The sequence below is a fragment of the Octadecabacter ascidiaceicola genome (assembly GCF_900185015.1).
In the GTDB taxonomy this organism is placed as follows: Bacteria; Pseudomonadota; Alphaproteobacteria; order Rhodobacterales; family Rhodobacteraceae; genus Octadecabacter; species Octadecabacter ascidiaceicola.
In genome coordinates this window covers 222,597-241,145 of the sequence record NZ_FXYD01000004.1, presented here as the reverse complement: position 1 = coordinate 241,145, position 18,549 = coordinate 222,597, and the positions used below count along the sequence as shown (strand labels likewise).

18 protein-coding genes are annotated in these 18,549 nt (G+C 55.6%); 6 read left to right on the top strand and 12 right to left on the bottom strand.

Going from position 1 to position 18,549, the window contains the following annotated elements; all coding sequences use genetic code 11:
- Window positions 1–10: 10 nt before the first annotated feature.
- Both OCA8868_RS13040 and OCA8868_RS13035 read left to right on the top strand, forming a co-directional pair.
- Window positions 11–1,588: a gamma-glutamyltransferase family protein gene (locus tag OCA8868_RS13040; protein ID WP_093997021.1), complete on the top strand. Its 1,578-nt coding sequence runs from the start codon at window positions 11–13 to the stop codon at window positions 1,586–1,588.
- Complete coding sequence (locus OCA8868_RS13035) at window positions 1,578–1,772, top strand: hypothetical protein (RefSeq protein WP_093997020.1); 195 nt, start codon at window positions 1,578–1,580, stop codon at window positions 1,770–1,772. The genes OCA8868_RS13040 and OCA8868_RS13035 overlap by 11 nt, the downstream gene beginning before the upstream one ends.
- On the opposite strand, the gene hspQ is transcribed toward OCA8868_RS13035, so the two are convergent.
- Window positions 1,769–2,095: a heat shock protein HspQ gene (gene hspQ / locus OCA8868_RS13030; protein ID WP_093997019.1), complete on the bottom strand. Its 327-nt coding sequence runs from the start codon at window positions 2,093–2,095 to the stop codon at window positions 1,769–1,771. The two genes, OCA8868_RS13035 and hspQ, sit on opposite strands and share 4 nt — an antisense overlap.
- 83 nt (window positions 2,096–2,178) lie before the next feature.
- Between hspQ and OCA8868_RS13025 the strand changes: the two genes are divergently transcribed.
- Entirely contained in the window at window positions 2,179–3,060 is an 882-nt protein-coding gene (locus OCA8868_RS13025) for an AEC family transporter (RefSeq protein WP_093997018.1), read from the top strand.
- Between the two features lie 82 nt (window positions 3,061–3,142).
- The gene (locus OCA8868_RS13020; RefSeq protein WP_093997017.1) at window positions 3,143–3,730 is read left to right on the top strand and encodes a transglycosylase SLT domain-containing protein; all 588 of its coding nucleotides are present in this window, start codon (window positions 3,143–3,145) and stop codon (window positions 3,728–3,730) included.
- Between the two features lie 84 nt (window positions 3,731–3,814).
- Here OCA8868_RS13020 and OCA8868_RS13015 read toward each other — a convergent pair whose 3' ends face one another.
- From OCA8868_RS13015 to OCA8868_RS13000, 4 genes are all read right to left on the bottom strand, one after another.
- On the bottom strand, window positions 3,815–4,432 hold the full coding sequence (locus OCA8868_RS13015) for a LolA family protein (RefSeq protein WP_093997016.1): 618 nt from the start codon (window positions 4,430–4,432) through the stop codon (window positions 3,815–3,817).
- A gap of 201 nt (window positions 4,433–4,633) precedes the next feature.
- Complete coding sequence (locus OCA8868_RS13010) at window positions 4,634–7,651, bottom strand: DNA translocase FtsK (protein ID WP_093997015.1); 3,018 nt, start codon at window positions 7,649–7,651, stop codon at window positions 4,634–4,636.
- An 11-nt stretch (window positions 7,652–7,662) separates the two neighbouring features.
- On the bottom strand, window positions 7,663–8,841 hold the full coding sequence (locus OCA8868_RS13005; RefSeq protein WP_093997014.1) for an aminotransferase class I/II-fold pyridoxal phosphate-dependent enzyme: 1,179 nt from the start codon (window positions 8,839–8,841) through the stop codon (window positions 7,663–7,665).
- A gap of 209 nt (window positions 8,842–9,050) precedes the next feature.
- The gene (locus tag OCA8868_RS13000; RefSeq protein ID WP_093997013.1) at window positions 9,051–10,379 is read right to left on the bottom strand and encodes an amidase; all 1,329 of its coding nucleotides are present in this window, start codon (window positions 10,377–10,379) and stop codon (window positions 9,051–9,053) included.
- Window positions 10,380–10,420: 41 nt separating this feature from the next.
- On the opposite strand from OCA8868_RS13000, the gene OCA8868_RS12995 reads away from it, so the two are divergent.
- Complete coding sequence (locus OCA8868_RS12995) at window positions 10,421–11,662, top strand: UbiH/UbiF/VisC/COQ6 family ubiquinone biosynthesis hydroxylase (RefSeq protein ID WP_093997012.1); 1,242 nt, start codon at window positions 10,421–10,423, stop codon at window positions 11,660–11,662.
- Here OCA8868_RS12995 and OCA8868_RS12990 read toward each other — a convergent pair.
- The 6 genes from OCA8868_RS12990 to OCA8868_RS12965 form a co-directional block, all read right to left on the bottom strand.
- Entirely contained in the window at window positions 11,659–11,853 is a 195-nt protein-coding gene (locus tag OCA8868_RS12990) for a Trm112 family protein (protein ID WP_093997011.1), read from the bottom strand. The genes OCA8868_RS12995 and OCA8868_RS12990 overlap by 4 nt on opposite strands.
- Window positions 11,850–12,491 (bottom strand): LON peptidase substrate-binding domain-containing protein, encoded by a 642-nt coding sequence (locus tag OCA8868_RS12985; protein ID WP_093997010.1) that lies wholly within the window; start codon window positions 12,489–12,491, stop codon window positions 11,850–11,852. The genes OCA8868_RS12990 and OCA8868_RS12985 overlap by 4 nt, the downstream gene beginning before the upstream one ends.
- A gap of 26 nt (window positions 12,492–12,517) precedes the next feature.
- Window positions 12,518–13,432: a thioredoxin family protein gene (locus tag OCA8868_RS12980; protein WP_093997009.1), complete on the bottom strand. Its 915-nt coding sequence runs from the start codon at window positions 13,430–13,432 to the stop codon at window positions 12,518–12,520.
- A 131-nt stretch (window positions 13,433–13,563) separates the two neighbouring features.
- Window positions 13,564–14,352, bottom strand: coding sequence for an exodeoxyribonuclease III (gene xth / locus OCA8868_RS12975; protein ID WP_093997008.1), 789 nt, complete (start codon window positions 14,350–14,352; stop codon window positions 13,564–13,566).
- A gap of 25 nt (window positions 14,353–14,377) precedes the next feature.
- On the bottom strand, window positions 14,378–15,502 hold the full coding sequence (locus OCA8868_RS12970) for an aminotransferase (RefSeq protein WP_093997007.1): 1,125 nt from the start codon (window positions 15,500–15,502) through the stop codon (window positions 14,378–14,380).
- 257 nt (window positions 15,503–15,759) lie between these two features.
- A complete protein-coding gene (locus OCA8868_RS12965; protein WP_093997006.1) occupies window positions 15,760–16,446 on the bottom strand; it encodes a response regulator transcription factor in 687 nt (228 codons plus the stop codon).
- Window positions 16,447–16,599: 153 nt separating this feature from the next.
- Here OCA8868_RS12965 and ribA point away from each other — a divergent pair, with 153 nt between their 5' ends.
- A complete protein-coding gene (gene ribA, locus OCA8868_RS12960; protein WP_093997005.1) occupies window positions 16,600–17,676 on the top strand; it encodes a GTP cyclohydrolase II in 1,077 nt (358 codons plus the stop codon).
- Here ribA and OCA8868_RS12955 read toward each other — a convergent pair.
- Window positions 17,673–18,518: an EamA family transporter gene (locus OCA8868_RS12955; RefSeq protein ID WP_093997004.1), complete on the bottom strand. Its 846-nt coding sequence runs from the start codon at window positions 18,516–18,518 to the stop codon at window positions 17,673–17,675. The genes ribA and OCA8868_RS12955 overlap by 4 nt on opposite strands.
- Window positions 18,519–18,549 lie beyond the last annotated feature (31 nt).

Genomic DNA, 18,549 nt, shown 5'->3' with positions numbered 1-18,549 from the left:
AGGAGACCCCATGCGCGATTTTCAACAACCCGGTCGGTCCGCTGTGTTTGCACAAAACGGCATCTGCGCCACGTCGCACCCTTTGGCTGCCAAAGTTGCCGTTCAAATCCTCGAAGCGGGCGGAAACGCTATGGATGCCGCTATCGCAGGCGCCGTCCTTCTAGGCATATGCGAACCCCAGTCCACCGGAATTGGCGGTGATGCCTTCTGTCTGTTCAACGAAGCCGGATCAGACGACGTTCACGCGCTTAACGCCTCGGGCCGTGCGCCAGCAGCGTTGGATGCAGCGTCGTTGCGTGCGCAGGGTATGGATGTTCTGCCGCTCGATTCCGTGCACGCCATCAGCCTCCCCGGCGCGATGGACGGTTTCATTCGCCTCGCCAAGGACCACGGAAAACTCGGCCTCAAGGCGATCCTCGCGCCTGCGATTTACTACGCCGATGCAGGCGTCCCGATCGCCCCAAAGGTTGCGTTTGACTACGCACAGTCCGGCGATACCCTACACGGCGCAGGCCGGACCCATTACACCTTGCAGGACAAACCCCTGACCACTGGCCAGATTTTCCGCGCCCCACAACAGGCAGAAGTCCTACGTCGCGTGTCCATGGATGGACGCGCCGGTTTCTATGAAGGCGAAGTCGCCGAAGACATGGTAAAGTCACTCAACGCCGCGGGCGGCACCCACACGCTTGATGACTTCGCGAATGTGCGTGCCGAATACACGACCCCAATTAGCGGCACTTACAAAGACATCGAATTGGTCGAGCACCCGCCAAACGGGCAAGGCGCGACAGCGATCCTGATGCTGAACATCCTCAAACAATTCGACATCGCAGGTTTGGACCCAATGGGTTCAAAACGCGCCCACCTTGAAGCCGAAGCCGCCAAGCTCGCCTATGACACCCGCAACCGTGTCATCGCTGATCCGGACCACACCGCGCGCCTAGAACATATGCTCAGCGCAGAGACTGCAGAAAAACTTGCAGCGCTAATCGACCCTAACAAAGCACTAGACCCGTCTTTGCCAACCGCCGAGGCCGTGCACAAAGACACGGTGTATATCACCGTGGTCGACAAAAACCGCATGTGCGTGTCGATGATCTATTCCATCTTCCACAGCTTCGGTTCCGGCATGGCGTCCGACAAATTCGGCATCCTGTTCCAAAACCGTGCCGCAGGTTTCACGCTTGAGGAAGGCCACCCTAATGAGGCCGGCGGCGGTAAACGCCCGATGCACACGATCATCCCCGGTATGGTGAAACGCGATGGAAAGGTCGAAATGCCGTTCGGCGTGATGGGCGGTGCCTATCAACCCTGCGGCCATGCGCGGTTCCTGACGAACATGGAAGACTTCGGCATGGACGCCCAAACCGCCATCGACGCACCCCGCTGCTTTGCCGAACATGGCGGGCTGAATGTCGAGACTGGCTATAACGACAACGTCGCACAGGAATTGGCGGACTTGGGACATTCTATCAAACGCGCTGATTCCCCGATCGGTGGCGCGCAGGCGATCAAACTGCATGAAAACGGCCTGCTCGAAGGCGCATCAGACCCGCGCAAGGACGGCATCGCCCTTGGATATTGACGCCCTGCTGAAACGACTGGCCCGCTCGGGGGGCCTCGCATTCATGATCGCGGGAGGCATCCTTTGCGGCCAAGCCGTAAACGACGCGCTGAACGATGTACCGGACGCCATATTGAACGCCGCAATCTATGCAGCCTTGTTCAGCTTTGGCGGAGTTTTGTTCCTTTGGAGTAGGAAGCCCTAGTTCATCTGGAACTGAAGCGGGTACTGGCCATCCTCAAACGGACCAAACAAATCGTCCAAATCAGGGTGGTCCACAGGCTGGCCGGAATAGTCAGCAACCAAGTTCTGCTCGGACACATAGGCCACGTAATAGGACTGATCGTTTTCAGCCAGCAGGTGGTAAAACGGCTGATCTTTGGCAGGGCGCGCTTCCTCTGGAATGGCCTCGTACCATTCTTCGGTATTGGTAAACATTGCGTCCACGTCAAATACCACACCACGGAAGGGATGCTTCCGGTGGCGGACCACCTGGCCCAAATAATATTTAGCGCGAGTTTTCAGCATAGTTGTTTTGCCCCTTACGGGTTACTAGACAAACTCACACCCTTGAGTCCATGCAAACTCGGCAAAAATTTAGGAAACAAACTGTGCACCTTGCCCTGACCGTTTTGGAAATCGTTGCTCCGGTCTTTCTTTTGGCCGCCGTTGGTTTTGCTTGGGTAAAGCTAGGGTACGAGTATCGCGTTGAATTCGTGACAAGATTCGCGATGACACTGTCTGTTCCCTGCCTGATTTTCACGGCCCTTATGGGGACACAGGTTGACGCAACGGCACTTGCGACACTGTCTTTGGCCAGCCTTGTTGCCTATGGATTGGTTACCGCTGCGATGTGGCTACTTGTCTTAGCAGGGCGGTTGGATCGGCGCACATTTTTGGCCCCACTCATCTTTGGCAACACCGGAAACCTTGGCCTGCCACTGGCGCTCTTTGCGTTTGGCGACGTCGGCCTTGGCTATGCCGTTGTTGTCTTTGCGGTGATGGCGATCCTCAGCTTTACGTTTGGAATTTGGCTGGTGTCTGATGGCGGGTCCCTCCTCAAAGTCATCAAGGAACCACTGGTCGGCGCGACCCTTTTTGGGGCGTTGTTCCTATGGCAAGGCTGGCAAACCCCGACCTTCCTAACCAACGCGTTAGAACTGATTGGGCAGATGGCGATCCCGATGATGCTCATCACCCTCGGCGTTGCCGTTGCTCGCCTCAAACCCAACGCCCTCGGCCTTGCGACCCTTCTTGCTGCACTGAAATACGCAATTTGCGCAGCCTGCGCGGCTGTTGTCGGGCTATGGTTCGGTTTGGAACCCGTAGCGCTGGCAGTACTGATCGTCCAGATCGCGACACCTGTCGCCGTGACCTCCTACCTATTGGCAGAAAAATACGGCGCGGATTCAGACAGCGTTGCGGGTTTGGTTGTTGTTTCAACGCTGATGTCAGTGGTCACTTTACCGCTCATCCTCGCATTTGTGATCTAAATCCCGCGTGAAACCGGTTCCCAGATGGGGCGACTTCCGCTAAACTGGCCTCAATAAAACTAATAAATAAGCGATGAGGCATATGAGCAAACTCTTTCGCGCCTGCGTACTACTGTTAATCTTGGGAAGCTGCGGCGCCCGAGACGGTTCTGCGCCGCGCAATCTAGACAACGCCTGTTCCATTCTAATAGAGCGCCCGCATTACGTGCGCGCCTTCAAACAGGCTGAACGCAACTGGGGTGTCGAAACCCACGTCCTGATGGCGATGATTTATCAGGAAAGTAAATTCATTTCCGACAACCGCCCCCCGCACACCTATGCATTGGGTGTTATCCCAACAGGGCGCCAATCCTCCGCTCTTGGGTATAGCCAAGCGTTGAACGGCACGTGGGCGGAATACGTTGACCAAGAAGGTGGCCGCGGGGTCAGCCGGACCAATATCGCCGATGCGACAGATTTCATGGGTTGGTATATGGCGGCAACAGTACGTGAAAACGGCATCCCGCTGAACGACACCTACAACCAATACCTTGCCTATCACGACGGGCGCACAGGTTGGCGGCGCGGGACGTACCGTTCAAAACCGTGGTTAATCCGCATTGCCGGTGAAGTTCGCGACCGCGCCGTGATGTACGACGCCCAACTGCGCACGTGCCGCCAGTTCCGCTAAACCTAGCGTGATCCAATTGAAAAGCGCGCCCTTAACAGGGCGCGCTTTGTTGTTTCTAATGTTTTGGTGCGTGTTGAAACGGGGTTAGTTCCCCCAGTTGCGCATCTCTCGTTGGATGTTGAACAGGATGTCTGGCACCCTCCCATCCTTGGCCAAGTCACCCAGAATAACTGTGGTCTGCTGACCTGTATCATCCGTCACGATCCATTGGCGAAGCTCAACCGGGTTGGACGTGTACACCATCTGGATGCTGCCATATTCGGGATGATCCGGATCTTGTGCAGTCACGATCGTTGTCGTGCCGTCACTTGTGTGGCCTGTCACCATATTGGTGCGCGTCAGATCGACGTTGCGTTCAAGGATAATCTTGAGCGGCGTCTGGTTCAGAGGATACCGATCCGGCCCCGTGTCAGAACGCGGGTCAAAGATCGCGACTTGGCCACCACCGGCGACGACCAGCGATTCTTCTGGTGGGTTATACTCAAACCGTACACGGTTCGGGCGCTTGATATAAATGGTCCCCGTAGAGATCGTGCCATCAGCATTGATCTGCGTGAATTCACCTTCGGCACTGGTAAACGAGTTCAGGTAACTGGACACCTGCCCAAGCGAAAGCTGCTGGGCTGATGTCGGAGAAGCCGCAAGCCCTGCAAGCGCGAGGGGGACAGCCAAAAGACAAAGTCGACGTGTAATCATATTCATATCTCATACCTAAGCTGGGTTGCAGGGTTTTGCACCCTTGGATGAGATAAACTTCCGGCATCGCAGCGCGTTAAGCGATATCATGCTAACTGCTATCCGTTAACAATGCGCCCATCACCCGAAATCCCGGAGGGGGCCAGCCCCCGCGCTACGCGCCCCCCCGGGATATTTACGAAACAAAGGCAGAGCAAAAGCGGTGCGTTATTGGCGTTCGGGAATAAGGATTTCGCGTTTGCCAACATGGTTCGCAGCGGACACAATTCCTTCGTCTTCCATCTGTTCAACCAAGCGCGCGGCTTTGTTATAGCCAATCGCCAGTTTGCGTTGGATGTAGGACGTCGAACATTTGCGATCTTTGGCAACAATCGCCACCGCCGTATCATAAAGCGCATCTTCGCCATCTGTGTTCCCACCAAGTCCAAGCACCTGATCGATATTGCTTGCGCTATCTTCGGCAGGTCCCTCGACGACACCACTCATGTATTCAGGTGGGCCATAAGCCTTAAGGTAGGTGACGATTTCTTCGACTTCTTCATCGGAACAGAACGGCCCATGCACGCGGGTAATTTTGGAACCACCCGCCATATAAAGCATGTCACCCATCCCAAGCAGTTGCTCCGCGCCTTGCTCACCCAAAATGGTGCGCGAGTCGATTTTGGACGTCACTTGGAACGAAATCCGCGTTGGGAAGTTGGCCTTGATCGTACCGGTAATAACATCAACCGACGGGCGCTGTGTGGCCATGATAAGGTGGATACCCGACGCACGCGCCATCTGTGCAAGGCGCTGGATGCAGGCCTCGATTTCTTTACCAGCGACCATCATCAAATCGGCCATCTCGTCGACGATAACGACGATGTAGGGCAGAACCTCTGGTGTGAACTCGTCCGTCTCGAAGATCGGCTCGCCCGTGTCATCATCAAACCCTGTCTGAACGGTGCGGTTAAACTGCTCACCCTTGGCAAGCGCATCTTTCACGCGACCATTATACCCGTCGATGTTACGCACGCCCATTTTGGACATCTTGCGGTAACGCTCTTCCATTTCACCGACGACCCATTTCAAGGCAACAACGGCCTTTTTCGGATCTGTCACAACAGGCGACAACAGGTGCGGGATGCCGTCATAAACCGACAGTTCCAGCATCTTAGGGTCAATCATGATCATCCGGCATTCTTCCGGCGACAGCTTATAAAGCAACGACAAGATCATGGTGTTGATCGCCACAGACTTACCAGAACCCGTCGTACCCGCGATCAGTAGGTGAGGCATCTTGGCAAGGTTCGCGATGATCGGCTCACCACCGATATCTTTACCCAAGGCCAACGGCAGCTTCATATTGCTGTCACCAAAATCGCGCGCGGCAATCATTTCACGCAGAACAACCATTTCACGGTGTTCATTCGGGAGTTCAATACCAATCACCGAACGACCTGGAACTGTAGATACACGCGCTGACAATGCGGACATCGAACGTGCAATATCGTCGGCCAAACCGATAACACGGCTCGCTTTCAAACCGGGTGCAGGCTCAAGCTCGTACATGGTGACAACAGGGCCCGGGCGAACAGAGACGATGTCGCCTTTGACGCCGTAGTCGTCCAACACGCTTTCCAACATGCGTGCGTTTTCTTCGAGGGCTTCATCAGACAACACATAACGCTTCACTCCAGATGGAGATGCCAAAAGGCTAAGAGGCGGCATTTCGTATTCTGGGCGTTTGTCTTCGAATTTCAGCGCTGGCTGCGCTTCTGCCTTCGCTTGACGCGACGGTTGCGGGGCCTTGCGTGTAGGGTATTGCACAACCGCTTTCGCCTCAGGAACAGGTACAGCCGCTGGCGTGAACGTGGCGGCTGGCGCGGCCATCGGCGCGACGTCAACAGATGCGTATTCCATCGCCGGTTCAACGTAATCTTCAACGAACTCTGCCATTGGTGCCTCAGTAGGGGCGGCCATTTCAAGGGCTGCTTTTTGCTCGGTGTTCAACACCAATGGGCGCGGGCCAGTATGGCGTTCAACAGGCGGCTCAACACGGGCGTCTTGTGGCTGTTCCATACGGCTGGCAATCGCGGCTGTGATCGCAGGGTTAACACCCGGTTTCGTGGCGATCTGTACTTCTTGCGGCTGACCGGAACGGGACCGCACGGCATTGGCGATACGCGCGGAAATACGATCGGTATCCGCAGGCGGAACATCCCCTTCCATGCTGGGTTCTTCGATCAACTCAGGCTCTGGCATCGGGTCCGCACGCTTGAACACAGACGCAAACAAACCTTGCTTTTGCTCAGGCTCCGCATGGCGCACGGGCGCGGCCAACGGCGCAGGCGCAGCAGGCGCAACCGCCGGTTCAGCACCCTCAATCGGATCAAAGTCTTCGTAACGTGTTGGCATGACAGGGTTCGCACGAACAACAGCTGCTACACGTGCAGTTTCCTGCGCAATCGAAGGCGTTGGAATAGCGCGCGCTGCTTCCAGCTCGGCTTCATATTCTTCTTTTTCCTGACGCGACAACTCGCGGCGTTCCTGAACCTTTGCACCAAACGCCTGCGCACCCCTGTAGGAAGCGGACGCAGTTTGACCCAAAAGCTTTAGAAGCCCGGAATAGGCAACGATAAGACCAACCAACAGGAAACGGCCCAAGCGTTTGATTTCATGTATCGTAAAACCCAGTGCAAACGCCATAAGCGCAAGGACACCCAAGCCCATTACAAAGGACATCAGTTTCACACTAAACGTTGCGCCAAACGGCAAGATCGTCAGCAGGATCGACAGGATCATGTCACCGAAATGACCGCCCAGACCAAATGTTTCGTCCCAGCCAGCACCGGGCGACAACGTCGCGGCGTAAATCGCAGATACGGCAATCGCGATGGGCGCAAAAATCACGCGACCCAATGCGCGTTCCTGCCCACGATGCAGCGTGAAACGTAGGCCCCAAGCCATCAGCACCGTCGGCACCATCCAAGACGCATACCCAACGATCATAAACAGCGCCGCGGCAAACGACGCACCTGGCCGACCCAGCCAGTTCTGAACAGGGGCATCCGTAGCGGACATGAAATTCGGATCATCGGCTGCATAAGACCACAGCATCATAGCGACCATCAGACCAGCAACAAACAGGCCGATCCCCACCAACTCACGCCCGCGTTTTTCAATCGCAGCTTGGGTAGAGCTATCCAAAAGTGGGTCTCTCTGTCGGGTCTGATACGATGCCATTTTGCCGTTCCTCACGTGTACAAACAGTCGCGGATTTGGGTCAAACCGCGCTGCGTTTCTTCTATTGAGGCGACCAGTGCCACCCGGATATATCCTGAGCCTGGGTCACCGCTTGGGTCGGGACGGCTCAGGTAGGCGCCGGGCAAAACCCGCACACCCTTCTCTTTCCACAGCTTCAACGCTGCGGTTTCTCCATCCTCCACTGGAAGCCACAGGAAAAACCCTGCCTCCGGTGAGGTATAACTGTTCACGCCAGCAAAAATCGCATCTGCGGCGTCAAATTTCGCACGGTACAGCGCGCGGTTTTCGATCACATGCCCCTCATCAGACCACACACGCGTCGACACGCGCTGGATCGGCATAGGAAGCGGCGCACCCGCATAGGCGCGCAACTGACGCATCTCTTTGGTGTTCTTGGGTCCACTCACAACAAAGCCGGACCGCAAGCCCGGAAGGTTGCTGCGCTTTGACAACGAATGAAACGCAACAATGCGTTCAGGATCACATCCAGTGTCGGCTGCCGCCTCAAGAACACCCATCGGCGGCGTATCCCGATAAATCTCGGAATAGCACTCATCCGCGAAAATCTTGAAATCATGCTTTTCAGCAAGCGCAATAAGCTGCGCCCAGTATTCGCGATCCGCCACAGCGCCCTGAGGGTTCGCGGGGCTGCAAATATAAGCAATCGTCGTACGGTCCAAAATTTCAGGATCAAGGGCGGCGTAATCCGGCAAATGCCCGCTTTCAGCCGTCGCAGGCACCATCACAGGTTCGGCGTTCACCGACAAAGCCGCAATCGCGTAAACTTGGTAAAACGGGTTCGGCAGCAGCACGACAGGCTGCTTGCCGTTCTTTACTTCCGGTGAAAGCGCCATCGCCGCGTTGTACAAACCCTCACGCGTGCCATTCAATATCATCACACGATCCGGCGTTATATCAACTGAATAGCGCCGCGTGACCCATCCGCAAATCGCCGCCAAAAGCTCTGGCGCGCCCTCATTTGTTGGGTATTTCGCAAATTCGCCGACGGATTGTGCCAACACGTCGGGCACGAAATTCGGGAACGGATGCTGAGGCTCGCCAATAGTCATATTTACAGGCTCGCCGCCCGCTTCATGGACGTCGAGTAAAGCGCGCAAGCGCGGCCACGCATAGGCCGGTAGGTTCGAAAACCGCTCGGGGTACGTCATTACTGCCTCAAACTACGACCTCATTAACGGGTCGCTTTCGCCCAAAGTAGCCTGACAGGAGTCCCACTGTCCAGAAAAAGGACGCTTTATCGGTAACTTGTGTGGCTTTTCAGCAATTTGCGTTTTTCATGTTGTCATCGTGTAACGGAAAACGCGTTCGCGCAAAGCGCGAGGCAGCGATTTTCGTTACAGTTGAAACGCAAATTGCTCTAGGCCAGCGCAGCTTCAACAGCGGCCCCAATCCGCAGCAAACGCGCATCATCGCCCTCTGCCACGTTCAACATGATCCCAACCGACGGCACCCCCGTCGGCAATACCAACGACGCGAGCCCCATAAGGTTCGCAACCCGCGTATTGCGCAGCGCCAATAGGTTCTCGGAAAGGTAATAGTCCTCATCGGTGGCCAGTTTTTCACAATTTGGCGGCATGATCGGCGATCCGGGGCACAACACGGCATCAAAACCCGCTGTGGCAGTCGCGTAATCCGCCCGAATACCGCGCAGCTCTTGCCAAAGCGCGAGGAAATCATGGGCCAAGACCTCTTTGCCAGCAATCACCCGATTGTAGATCTGCCAATACATCTTGTCGCCATCCCGCTCGATCAAATCGCGCCAATTGGCATAGGCATCCGCCGTATAAAGCGGGCCAGACATCTCAAAAGCCCGTGTAAGCTCAGGCACCTCCAGCGGCACAATTTCAGCGCCTGCCGCTTCTAACTTAGCCACCGCGTCTTGATATCCAGACAAAGGCACCTCGCGCATGTCGTCCATGACAACGGTCTGCAACGCGGCAAACCGCATTCCCTTCAACGACGCGCCTTTCAGGTCAACGGGCGACCCGCCTTCCAGCGCGTTCAACACCAATGCCGCATCTTCCACGGATCGGCACAACGGCCCGACGGTATCAAATTCAGAACACAACGCGACGGACCCATCAACGGGCAAACGCCCAAACGTTGTTTTGAGACCAACGAGATCATTCCACATCGACGGGATACGCACGGACCCACCGGTGTCTGACCCAATCGCTGCCGCCGCCAGTCCAAACGCCACGGACGCCCCCGCACCAGATGACGACCCGCCCGGAACCGCCGCTTCGTCGTTCACACAGGGCGGCGTCGCGGTCACCGGATTATAGCCAAGGCCCGAAAACGCTATTTCGGTCATATGCGTTTTGCCCAAACACACCAGTCCCATACCCGTCGCCACGCGCAGTACCTCTGCATCGCGTTCAGGCACCCGACCTTCCATGAGTTTCGTTCCAGCTTCGGTTGCAACACCAGCCGTATCAAACAAATCCTTCCAACTGATCGGAACCCCATCCAGCGGCGACAACCGTTGCCCTACCTTGGCGCGCACAGACGCCGCCTTCGCCTCAGCCCGCGCACGATCATGCGTCACACGCGCATAGATCCGGTCCCGCAATGGATGCGCATCAATCGCGGCCAAATAGGCCTCGCACAGATCAACCGGATCAATCTCTCCGGTCTCAATTCCACGCCCTAAATCTGCCGCCGCTGTCCAAAGCCAGTCTTTCATTGCACGTCTCCTTTGGGCGGACGGTAGCGACCATCTCACGCATGGACAATCCCGCAGGACGGGCCATATTGCGCCTTATGAAAACCGATACAGATATCGCCATTGTTGGTGGCGGCTTAAACGGCCCCACACTCGCGCTCGCGCTGGCTCAGATAGGGCTTCGCGTCACAGTGATCGACACCTTGCCCGCCCCGACGCGCAGCTTGTCTGACTTTGACGGGCGGTCCTATGCCCTTGCCCTCGCCTCTATGCGTTTGTTCAAAAACATCGGCATCTGGGGCGATGTCGCAGACCACGCGCAACCTATGCTGGAAATCAAAGTGACCGACGGCCGTGCTGGCGAAGGTCCGGCCCCGTGGATGCTGCATTTTGATCATGCCGAAATCGAAGAAGGCCCCATGGGCTACATGTGCGAAGACCGCTTTCTGCGCCAAACCCTGCTTGCGGGCATGGACGCGAACGACAAAATTACACAGCTATCTGGCGAAACCGTCGTGGCGCAATCCGCAGGCAGCGTGACCCTCGCCTCCGGCAAGACCCTCACTGCGCAACTGGTGATTGGCGCGGATGGGCGTGCCTCAGGAACTGCGGAACGTGCGGGGATCAAACGCACCGGCTGGGGCTATGGTCAAACAGCCATCGTTTGCGCCTTGGACCATGAAAAGCCGCACGGTGGCATCGCGCACCAGTTCTTCATGCCTTCAGGCCCGCTCGCGATTTTGCCGTTACCGGGCAATCGTTGCTCCATCGTATGGTCCGAAACCGACGCCCGCGCTGCTGAAATCATGGATATGAACGATGCCGATTTTCTGGACGCATTGCGCCCTGCGTTCGGCGATTTCTTGGGTGATATCTCCCTCACGGGCAAACGTTTCAGCTACCGGCTGAACCTCACCTTAGCCAATCGTTTTATCGCAGATCGGATCGCACTGATCGGGGATGCTGCCCACGGTGTGCACCCGATTGCTGGACAAGGCTTGAACGCTGGCCTACGCGACGTCGCGGCACTTGTGGACGTCCTGTCAGACGCCAAACAACGCGGCGAAGACATCGGCGGCGCAGCCGTTCTCGCCCGATACGAGCAATGGCGACGCTTTGACACCACAACCCTCGCCGCCGCGACAGACACATTCAACCGCCTGTTCTCAAATGACAACCCACTGCTGCGTGCGGTCCGCGATGTTGGCATGGGCGTAATCAATGCTGCCCCAAACCTACGCCGCAAATTCATCCGCGAAGCCGCGGGTTTGACCGGTGACTTGCCAAACCTAATGAAACGCTAGTCCTCGTTGATCACGCGGGCTTCGTCGATCAACAGCACCGGAATACCGCCCCGAATTGGATAGGCCAAACGCGCAACGGCACTGATCAATTCCTGTGCCTCCGCATCAAAACTCAACCGCCCCTGACATTGCGGGCAGACCAGGGCCTCTAGCATCTTCGGGTCAAACTTGCGCTCGTCGCTTTGTGTCATTGCATCACCTTCTGCTCATTTCCGCCATGAAGCGCATATTCGATCAACGTCACCAGCATTTCCCGCCGCGCTTTCAATGTATCCGCCTCTAGCAACGCCTGACGCTCTTCTGGTTCAAACGGGCAAAGGATCGACAGGGAATTGATCAACAATTCCGGCTCCGCTTCATTCATGCTGCCCCAATCGGTGCTTAGGTCGCGGTCATCAAAGAACCGTTTCAGCAAATCCGTCAGGCCTGCACGGTCCAAGTCTGGGTCCGTTTGTGCCTCACCCAGATCGTCCTCAAATCCTGCCCAGTTCACGCGCGCACGGCGATAAGGAGTGAACCCGTCAACTTCTTCCTCAATACGAAAACGGGACACACCTGTCAGCGTGATCATGTAACCACCCGTTTCGGTCTCAGACATCGCCGTAACACGGCCCGCGCAACCAATCCTGTGCAGCGCGTCTTCGACATCAACGCCATCATTCGGCTGCACCATCGCAATCATCCGCGCATCTGTCTTTAGCGCGTCATCCAGCATCGCCAGATAACGCGGTTCAAACAGGTGCAACGGCAGCTGCGCACGCGGCAACAACAGCGCACCAGGCAAAGGAAAAACCGGAACTACCGAAGGAAGGTCTTTTGGCTTTGTCATACCGCCAGCCTAGACCGATCGCCGCATCAGGCAAATATCATTGATGAAAGTTTCCGTCGTCCGTTCAAAACAACCGGATCAGTGGGCTTAAGCGCTTCAAATACAGTAAACAACTGCGCCTTGGCCGCACCATCATTCCACTCGCGATCACGGCGGAAACTCTCGAGCAACTGCTCAACAGCGCCTTCGCTGTCACCGGATGCATGCAGCGCAACCGCTAGATCAAGGCGCGCTTGGTGATCATCACCATTCGCCTCAACCGCTGCCATCAATTCAGCAACGGGGCCAGCATCGGCGGCCTTTTTAGCCAATTCCAATGTCGCGCGCGCCGCTTCAACTTCGGGTGCGTCGTGCAATTCTGCCGGAACGCCATTCAACACGGCTTCCGCGTTTTCCAGATCCTCAAGCGCAAGATGCGCGCGGATCAGACCGCCTGCTGCCCCTGCGTGCATACCGTCTTCTTCTAAAATCGCCGAGAACGTCTCAACCGCATCCGCGAAATCGCCATCCGCCAGCATGGTTTCCGCCGCTTCTACCGCGTCATCCAACCCGTTGTCCGGCTCTGGCCCCATTTCGGCGATCTTGTTCACAAAGGCTTCAACTTCGCTTGGTGGCAATGCTCCTTGGAACCCGTCAACAGGTTTGCCGTTAAAGAACGCATAAACCGTCGGTAGGGATTGAATTTGCAACTGGCCAGCGATGGCTTGGTTCTGGTCCACATCGACCTTCACCATCTTCACCCGCCCGCCGGCTTTCTTAACGGCAGCTTCCAAGTTCGGCCCAAGCGTTTTGCACGGGCCACACCATCCAGCCCAAAAATCGACGATGATCGGAACTTCATTAGACGCCTCAACAACGTCCTGCATGAACGTGTCTTCGTTTACGTCCTTAATCAAATCATCCGCGACCGCGGACTGCTGTTCGCCACCAAGCTCAATCATTTTCGTCTCCGAATTAGCGCATCTCGTTTGCGTCTATATGGGCAAGCGCGCACCAAAGTCCAAGTGCCAGTTGTACATACGCGGTATGTACAGGTTGTGTACGCATTGTGTACGGAGTGTGACACACCAATTTATAGATCAAACGTCGCAAAAACTGGCGCATGGTCACTGGGCTGCTCCCACCCGCGAACAGCGCGAATTACACGGCTCGAATGGGCAGAATTTGAGATATCAGGCGTGGCCCAAACATGGTCCAAACGACGCCCCTTATCGGCCGCATCCCAATCCTTCGCGCGATAGCTCCACCAGCTGTATAACTTACCCTCGGGCACGTCCGCGCGGGTCACATCAACCCAATCGCCAGCTGCCTGTGTTTCGGCAAGTGCCTCGACCTCCACAGGTGTGTGACTCACGATTTTCAAAAGCTTCTTATGATCCCAAACATCGTCTTCACGCGGCGCGATGTTCAAATCCCCAACAAGGATCGCCTTTTTGGGCTTATCTGCGTTAAAATAGTCCCGCATTTCAGATAGATAGTCGAGCTTTTGACCGAACTTTTCGTTGACCTCACGGTCTGGTTTATCGCCGCCAGCTGGCACATAAAAGTTGTGAACCGTTACGCCATTTTCCAACCGCCCCGCGATGTGGCGGGCGTGGCCGAGGGACGCAAAATCTTGTGCGTCCACTTCCTCAATCGCCATCTTTGAAAAGATCGCAACGCCGTTGTACCCCTTCTGCCCACGGGCAACCATGTGGCGGTAACCAAGGGCGTGAAACTGCTCTAACGGGATCTTTTCAACAGGGCTTTTGCACTCCTGCAAACACAGCACATCCGGCGCTTCCTCCGTCATCAACCGCGCAACCAAACCCTCGCGCAAACGAACCGAGTTGATGTTCCAAGTAGCTAGCGTAAATGACATGAAATTCTCCTGATTTTACGGGACTCTAACTGGCCGCAGGTTGCTTTGCCAGCCACTGCGACACCCGTTCTAACCCTTCCTTAAGAACTTGCGGGTAACATGCAAACCCGATCCGCACATAACCCTCAACGCCCAGCGCCGACCCCGGCGTAAACATAACGCCAGTATCTTTCAACAGCGCAACACATTGATCATACGACGAAATATCCAGATTAAGCACCACGAACGCTGTGGTCCCCGCATTCGGCTTTACATACCGCGCCTTAGGCTCGCCCTGCACCCATGCGTCCAAGATTTCAAGGTTGCCGCGCGTGATGTCATGCGAACGTTCTAAAATCACGTCCTTGGCCTCAATCGCCATCGCCGCGAAATAATCATCGACCATACCGACACTAATCGTCGTGTAATCACGGTGAATTTCACACGCATCAAGCAGTTCTTCCGGCCCCACGATCCATCCCAACCGTAACCCCGCTAGGGAAAATGCCTTCGACGTCGAACCCGTAGAAATGCCTTTGTCATAGACATCAACGATAGACGGCACAGGATCACCCTGCTCAGTCCCGCGATAAACCTCATCACACAGAACCCAGGCGCCAACAGATCGCGCAATCTCGGCAACACGCTCCAACCCCGTGCGCTCAATCAATGCGCCCGTCGGATTATTCGGATTAGTCAGCGCAATAACCTTAGTGGCCGGCGTAACTGCTGCGGCAACAGCATCCCAATCCGGCAACCAATCGCCCGCCTCACTTAACGCCACTTCGGTCACCTCGGCGCCTAAAGACCGCGGAATTGCTGTGTGTTGTTGATACGTCGGCGTCACGGCAACGACATGATCCCCAGCACCGACAAGCGTCTGATAAACCAAGTGATTCGCCCCAATCGTCCCATGGGTAATCAGCACATTTCCGGCGCTCTGGTCAGCAAACATCCCTGCCACCAGCCCACGCAATCGGGTTGATCCGCGAATCTCGCCATAGGTCATCTGCATAGCCGCCAACTCACTTGGCATCTGTTGCGTCGCCCCCGCCATCTGCATCAATTCCGAAAGCGTCAAAGACGCCACGCACGTCTCAGCCAAATTCAACTCACACTTGGTTTCCCAAGCATTCATCCACTGCTCTACGCCAAACGGTTCAATCTTCATGCCAATTCTCCCTTAGCGCCACTGGAACAGGACAACCCCTCAAGGTCCATCCCTTCTCGCGTCCCATTTGCTTTTGTTTCTCAAATATCCCGGGGAGTTCGAAGGACGGGGCAGCGCCCCACTTTCCAGCCGCACAAATAAAAAAGCCCCGACCAACTAAGGCCGGGGCAAGTCCAACAGGGAAAAAGTGAAGAAACCCCGTCAATTAGGAACTTCTTCTGGCTAGCCTGCATCAACAGGCAAAGCCTTGATCTGTATCAAGCAACGAGACGATATCCGCCACTTTCTGTTACCAATAAACGCGCATTGCTTGGGTCTGGCTCAATCTTCTGACGCAGTCGATAAATATGCGTCTCAAGCGTGTGAGTTGTAACGCCAGCGTTGTAGCCCCAAACCTCGTGCAAAAGAACGTCCCGCGCCACGACGCCTTCGGTCGCGCGGTAAAGATACTTCAGGATATTCGTCTCTTTCTCGGTCAAACGAATCTTCTTCTCGTCTTCGGTAACCAACAGCTTTTGCGCCGGCTGGAACGTGTAAGGCCCAAGCGTGAATACGGCATCTTCAGACTGCTCATGCGTGCGCAGCTGGGCGCGGATGCGGGCCAAAAGCACTGGGAACTTGAACGGTTTAGTCACATAATCATTCGCACCGGCATCCAGACCAAGGATCGTATCACTATCCCCATCATGGCCCGTCAGCATAACCACAGGGCATTTCACGCCCTGTTTGCGCATCAGGCGGCACAGCTCTCGTCCGTCCGTATCAGGAAGACCGACGTCCAGTATTACAAGGTCATAAAGCCCTTCTTTGGCTTTCGTCATTGCCTCAGCGCCATTGCCTGCTTCAAAGACATCAAAGTCCTCGGTCATAAGCAATTGTTCACCAAGCGCTTCGCGCAGATCTTCATCATCGTCGACAAGTAGAATTTTCTTGAGTTGTGCCATTACTGGTATCTCCTTCGTTGCATCCTAGATGTGTTGAGATACTTGTTCACACAAGTTTTATGGCAACTTCTCACGCCGTCGTGTCGAATGAGGGGTAATTGTTTCAATTTCCCGCACTTACAGGTATTCGATTGCAGTAATTTGAGGCTATTTATGACATTCGCACCGGACACAACTGAACGCCTAGCCCGCGCCCGCGCAGATTTGCGAACGGGTGTGCCTGTCGTTATGTCGAGCGGATTGGTCATACTCGCCGTTGAAACGCTAACGAAGGACAGGTTTGATAGCCTTCGCTCAATCGGCCCTGATCCAGTCCTTGCAATCACAGGATGGCGCGCCCACACGCTTAAGGCGCATGCATATGATGGTGACATCGCCCGCATCGCGCTGCCCAGTTTCGCAACCGTAACTTGGGCGCGTTCAATTGCAGACCCCGCTGATGATCTTAATCATCCCATGAAGGGTCCACTGAAAACTTTACGCGATGGCCCAGCTGGGCCCGTCCACGCGGCTATTTCTCTCGCGAAGTCAGCGCAATTGCTGCCGTCCGTTCTTTGTGCACCCGTTTTAGACCCCAAAAGCTTCGCCGCTGCGAATGACTTAACGCTCGTGTCCACCGATGCGATTTCTGATCCCGAGGCAAGTCCCCTAACACGTGTTGTTCACGCCGGTCTTCCCATGGACGCATCTGAGGCAGGGCGTGTTCACATTTTCCGCCCCGATGACGGTGGTGAGGAACACTATGCAATTGAAATCGGTCATCCTGATCGCGGCAAACCCGTCCTGGCGCGATTGCATTCCGCCTGTTTCACTGGCGATGTGCTTGGCAGCCTTAAATGTGACTGCGGCCCGCAACTGCGCGGCGCAATGGCGCAAATGGGGTCTGAAGGCGCCGGCGTCCTTTTGTATCTGAATCAAGAGGGGCGCGGCATTGGACTTGCCAATAAGATGCGTGCCTATTCCTTGCAGGATCAAGGTTTCGATACAGTTGAGGCAAATCACCGCCTTGGATTTGCCGATGATGAACGTGACTTTCGCATTGGCGGGGAAATCCTGCAAAAAATGGGGTTCTCGCAAGTTCGTTTGCTGACAAACAATCCCGCCAAAATCGCAAAGCTGGAAAGCTGCGGTTTAGACGTGACAGAGCGTGTGCCGCTTAGAGTTGGGGAAAATCGTCACAACCAAGCCTATTTAGCGACCAAAGCCAGCAAATCCGGCCACCTTCTTTAGCGGGCAAACCGAAGTAAGATCGCGCCGATAAGCGTGAGGAATGTCGACCCGACCTTAAACAGGTCCAATCGTTCACCCATGAAGAACACGCCAATGAACAACGCGAATATAATGGATGTCTCGCGCAAGGCCGTCACCAACGCGATTGGCGCCTGCATGAACCCCCATACCACCAAAACGTAAGCGCAATAAGACGCACACCCGCCCACGATCAGCACAAATCGCCCCTCAGTCCACAGCCGCGACAACGTTCCTGGCTTGGCTACGCGCATATACAGCGTGAAGACGAATGCGTTTCCTATGGCGGACCACCCGTAGAACCCAACAGCCGTGCCCGCGACACGCGCGCCAAGCCCGTCCACCAGTGAATATCCGGCAATAAAGCACCCCGTAATCGCCGCAAGCATCGCCGCTTTGTGGTTTCTCACGCCGCCGTGCCCACGCACAAGGCCAAGTGACAGTAACCCTGTGCCAATCAAGACAATGGCCATAACTTCTTGCCAGCCAAGGATAACGTTCAGGAACGACACAGACACCATCGCAACGATCAACGGCGCGATCCCACGTGCAACAGGGTAAACCTGTGTTAGATCGCCAATGCGATAGGAATTCAGCAAAAACACCTGATAGCCAAAGTGAAACAACAACGACCCCAGCAAATACGGCCAACATGCCAAATCCGGCATTGGAACGAAAAACAACCCGACAACAGCAAGCGGCAAATGCCCGATTATAACGCCCGCCATGCTCAGGTGTTTGTCTGCGGCCCCTTTTGCGAGCGCATTCCAACAGGCATGCAGCAAAGCTGCCAACAGCGTGGTCCCAATAACAATTGTTGGCATACCGCTCCCCTTTGGTGCACACTAGGCGCTG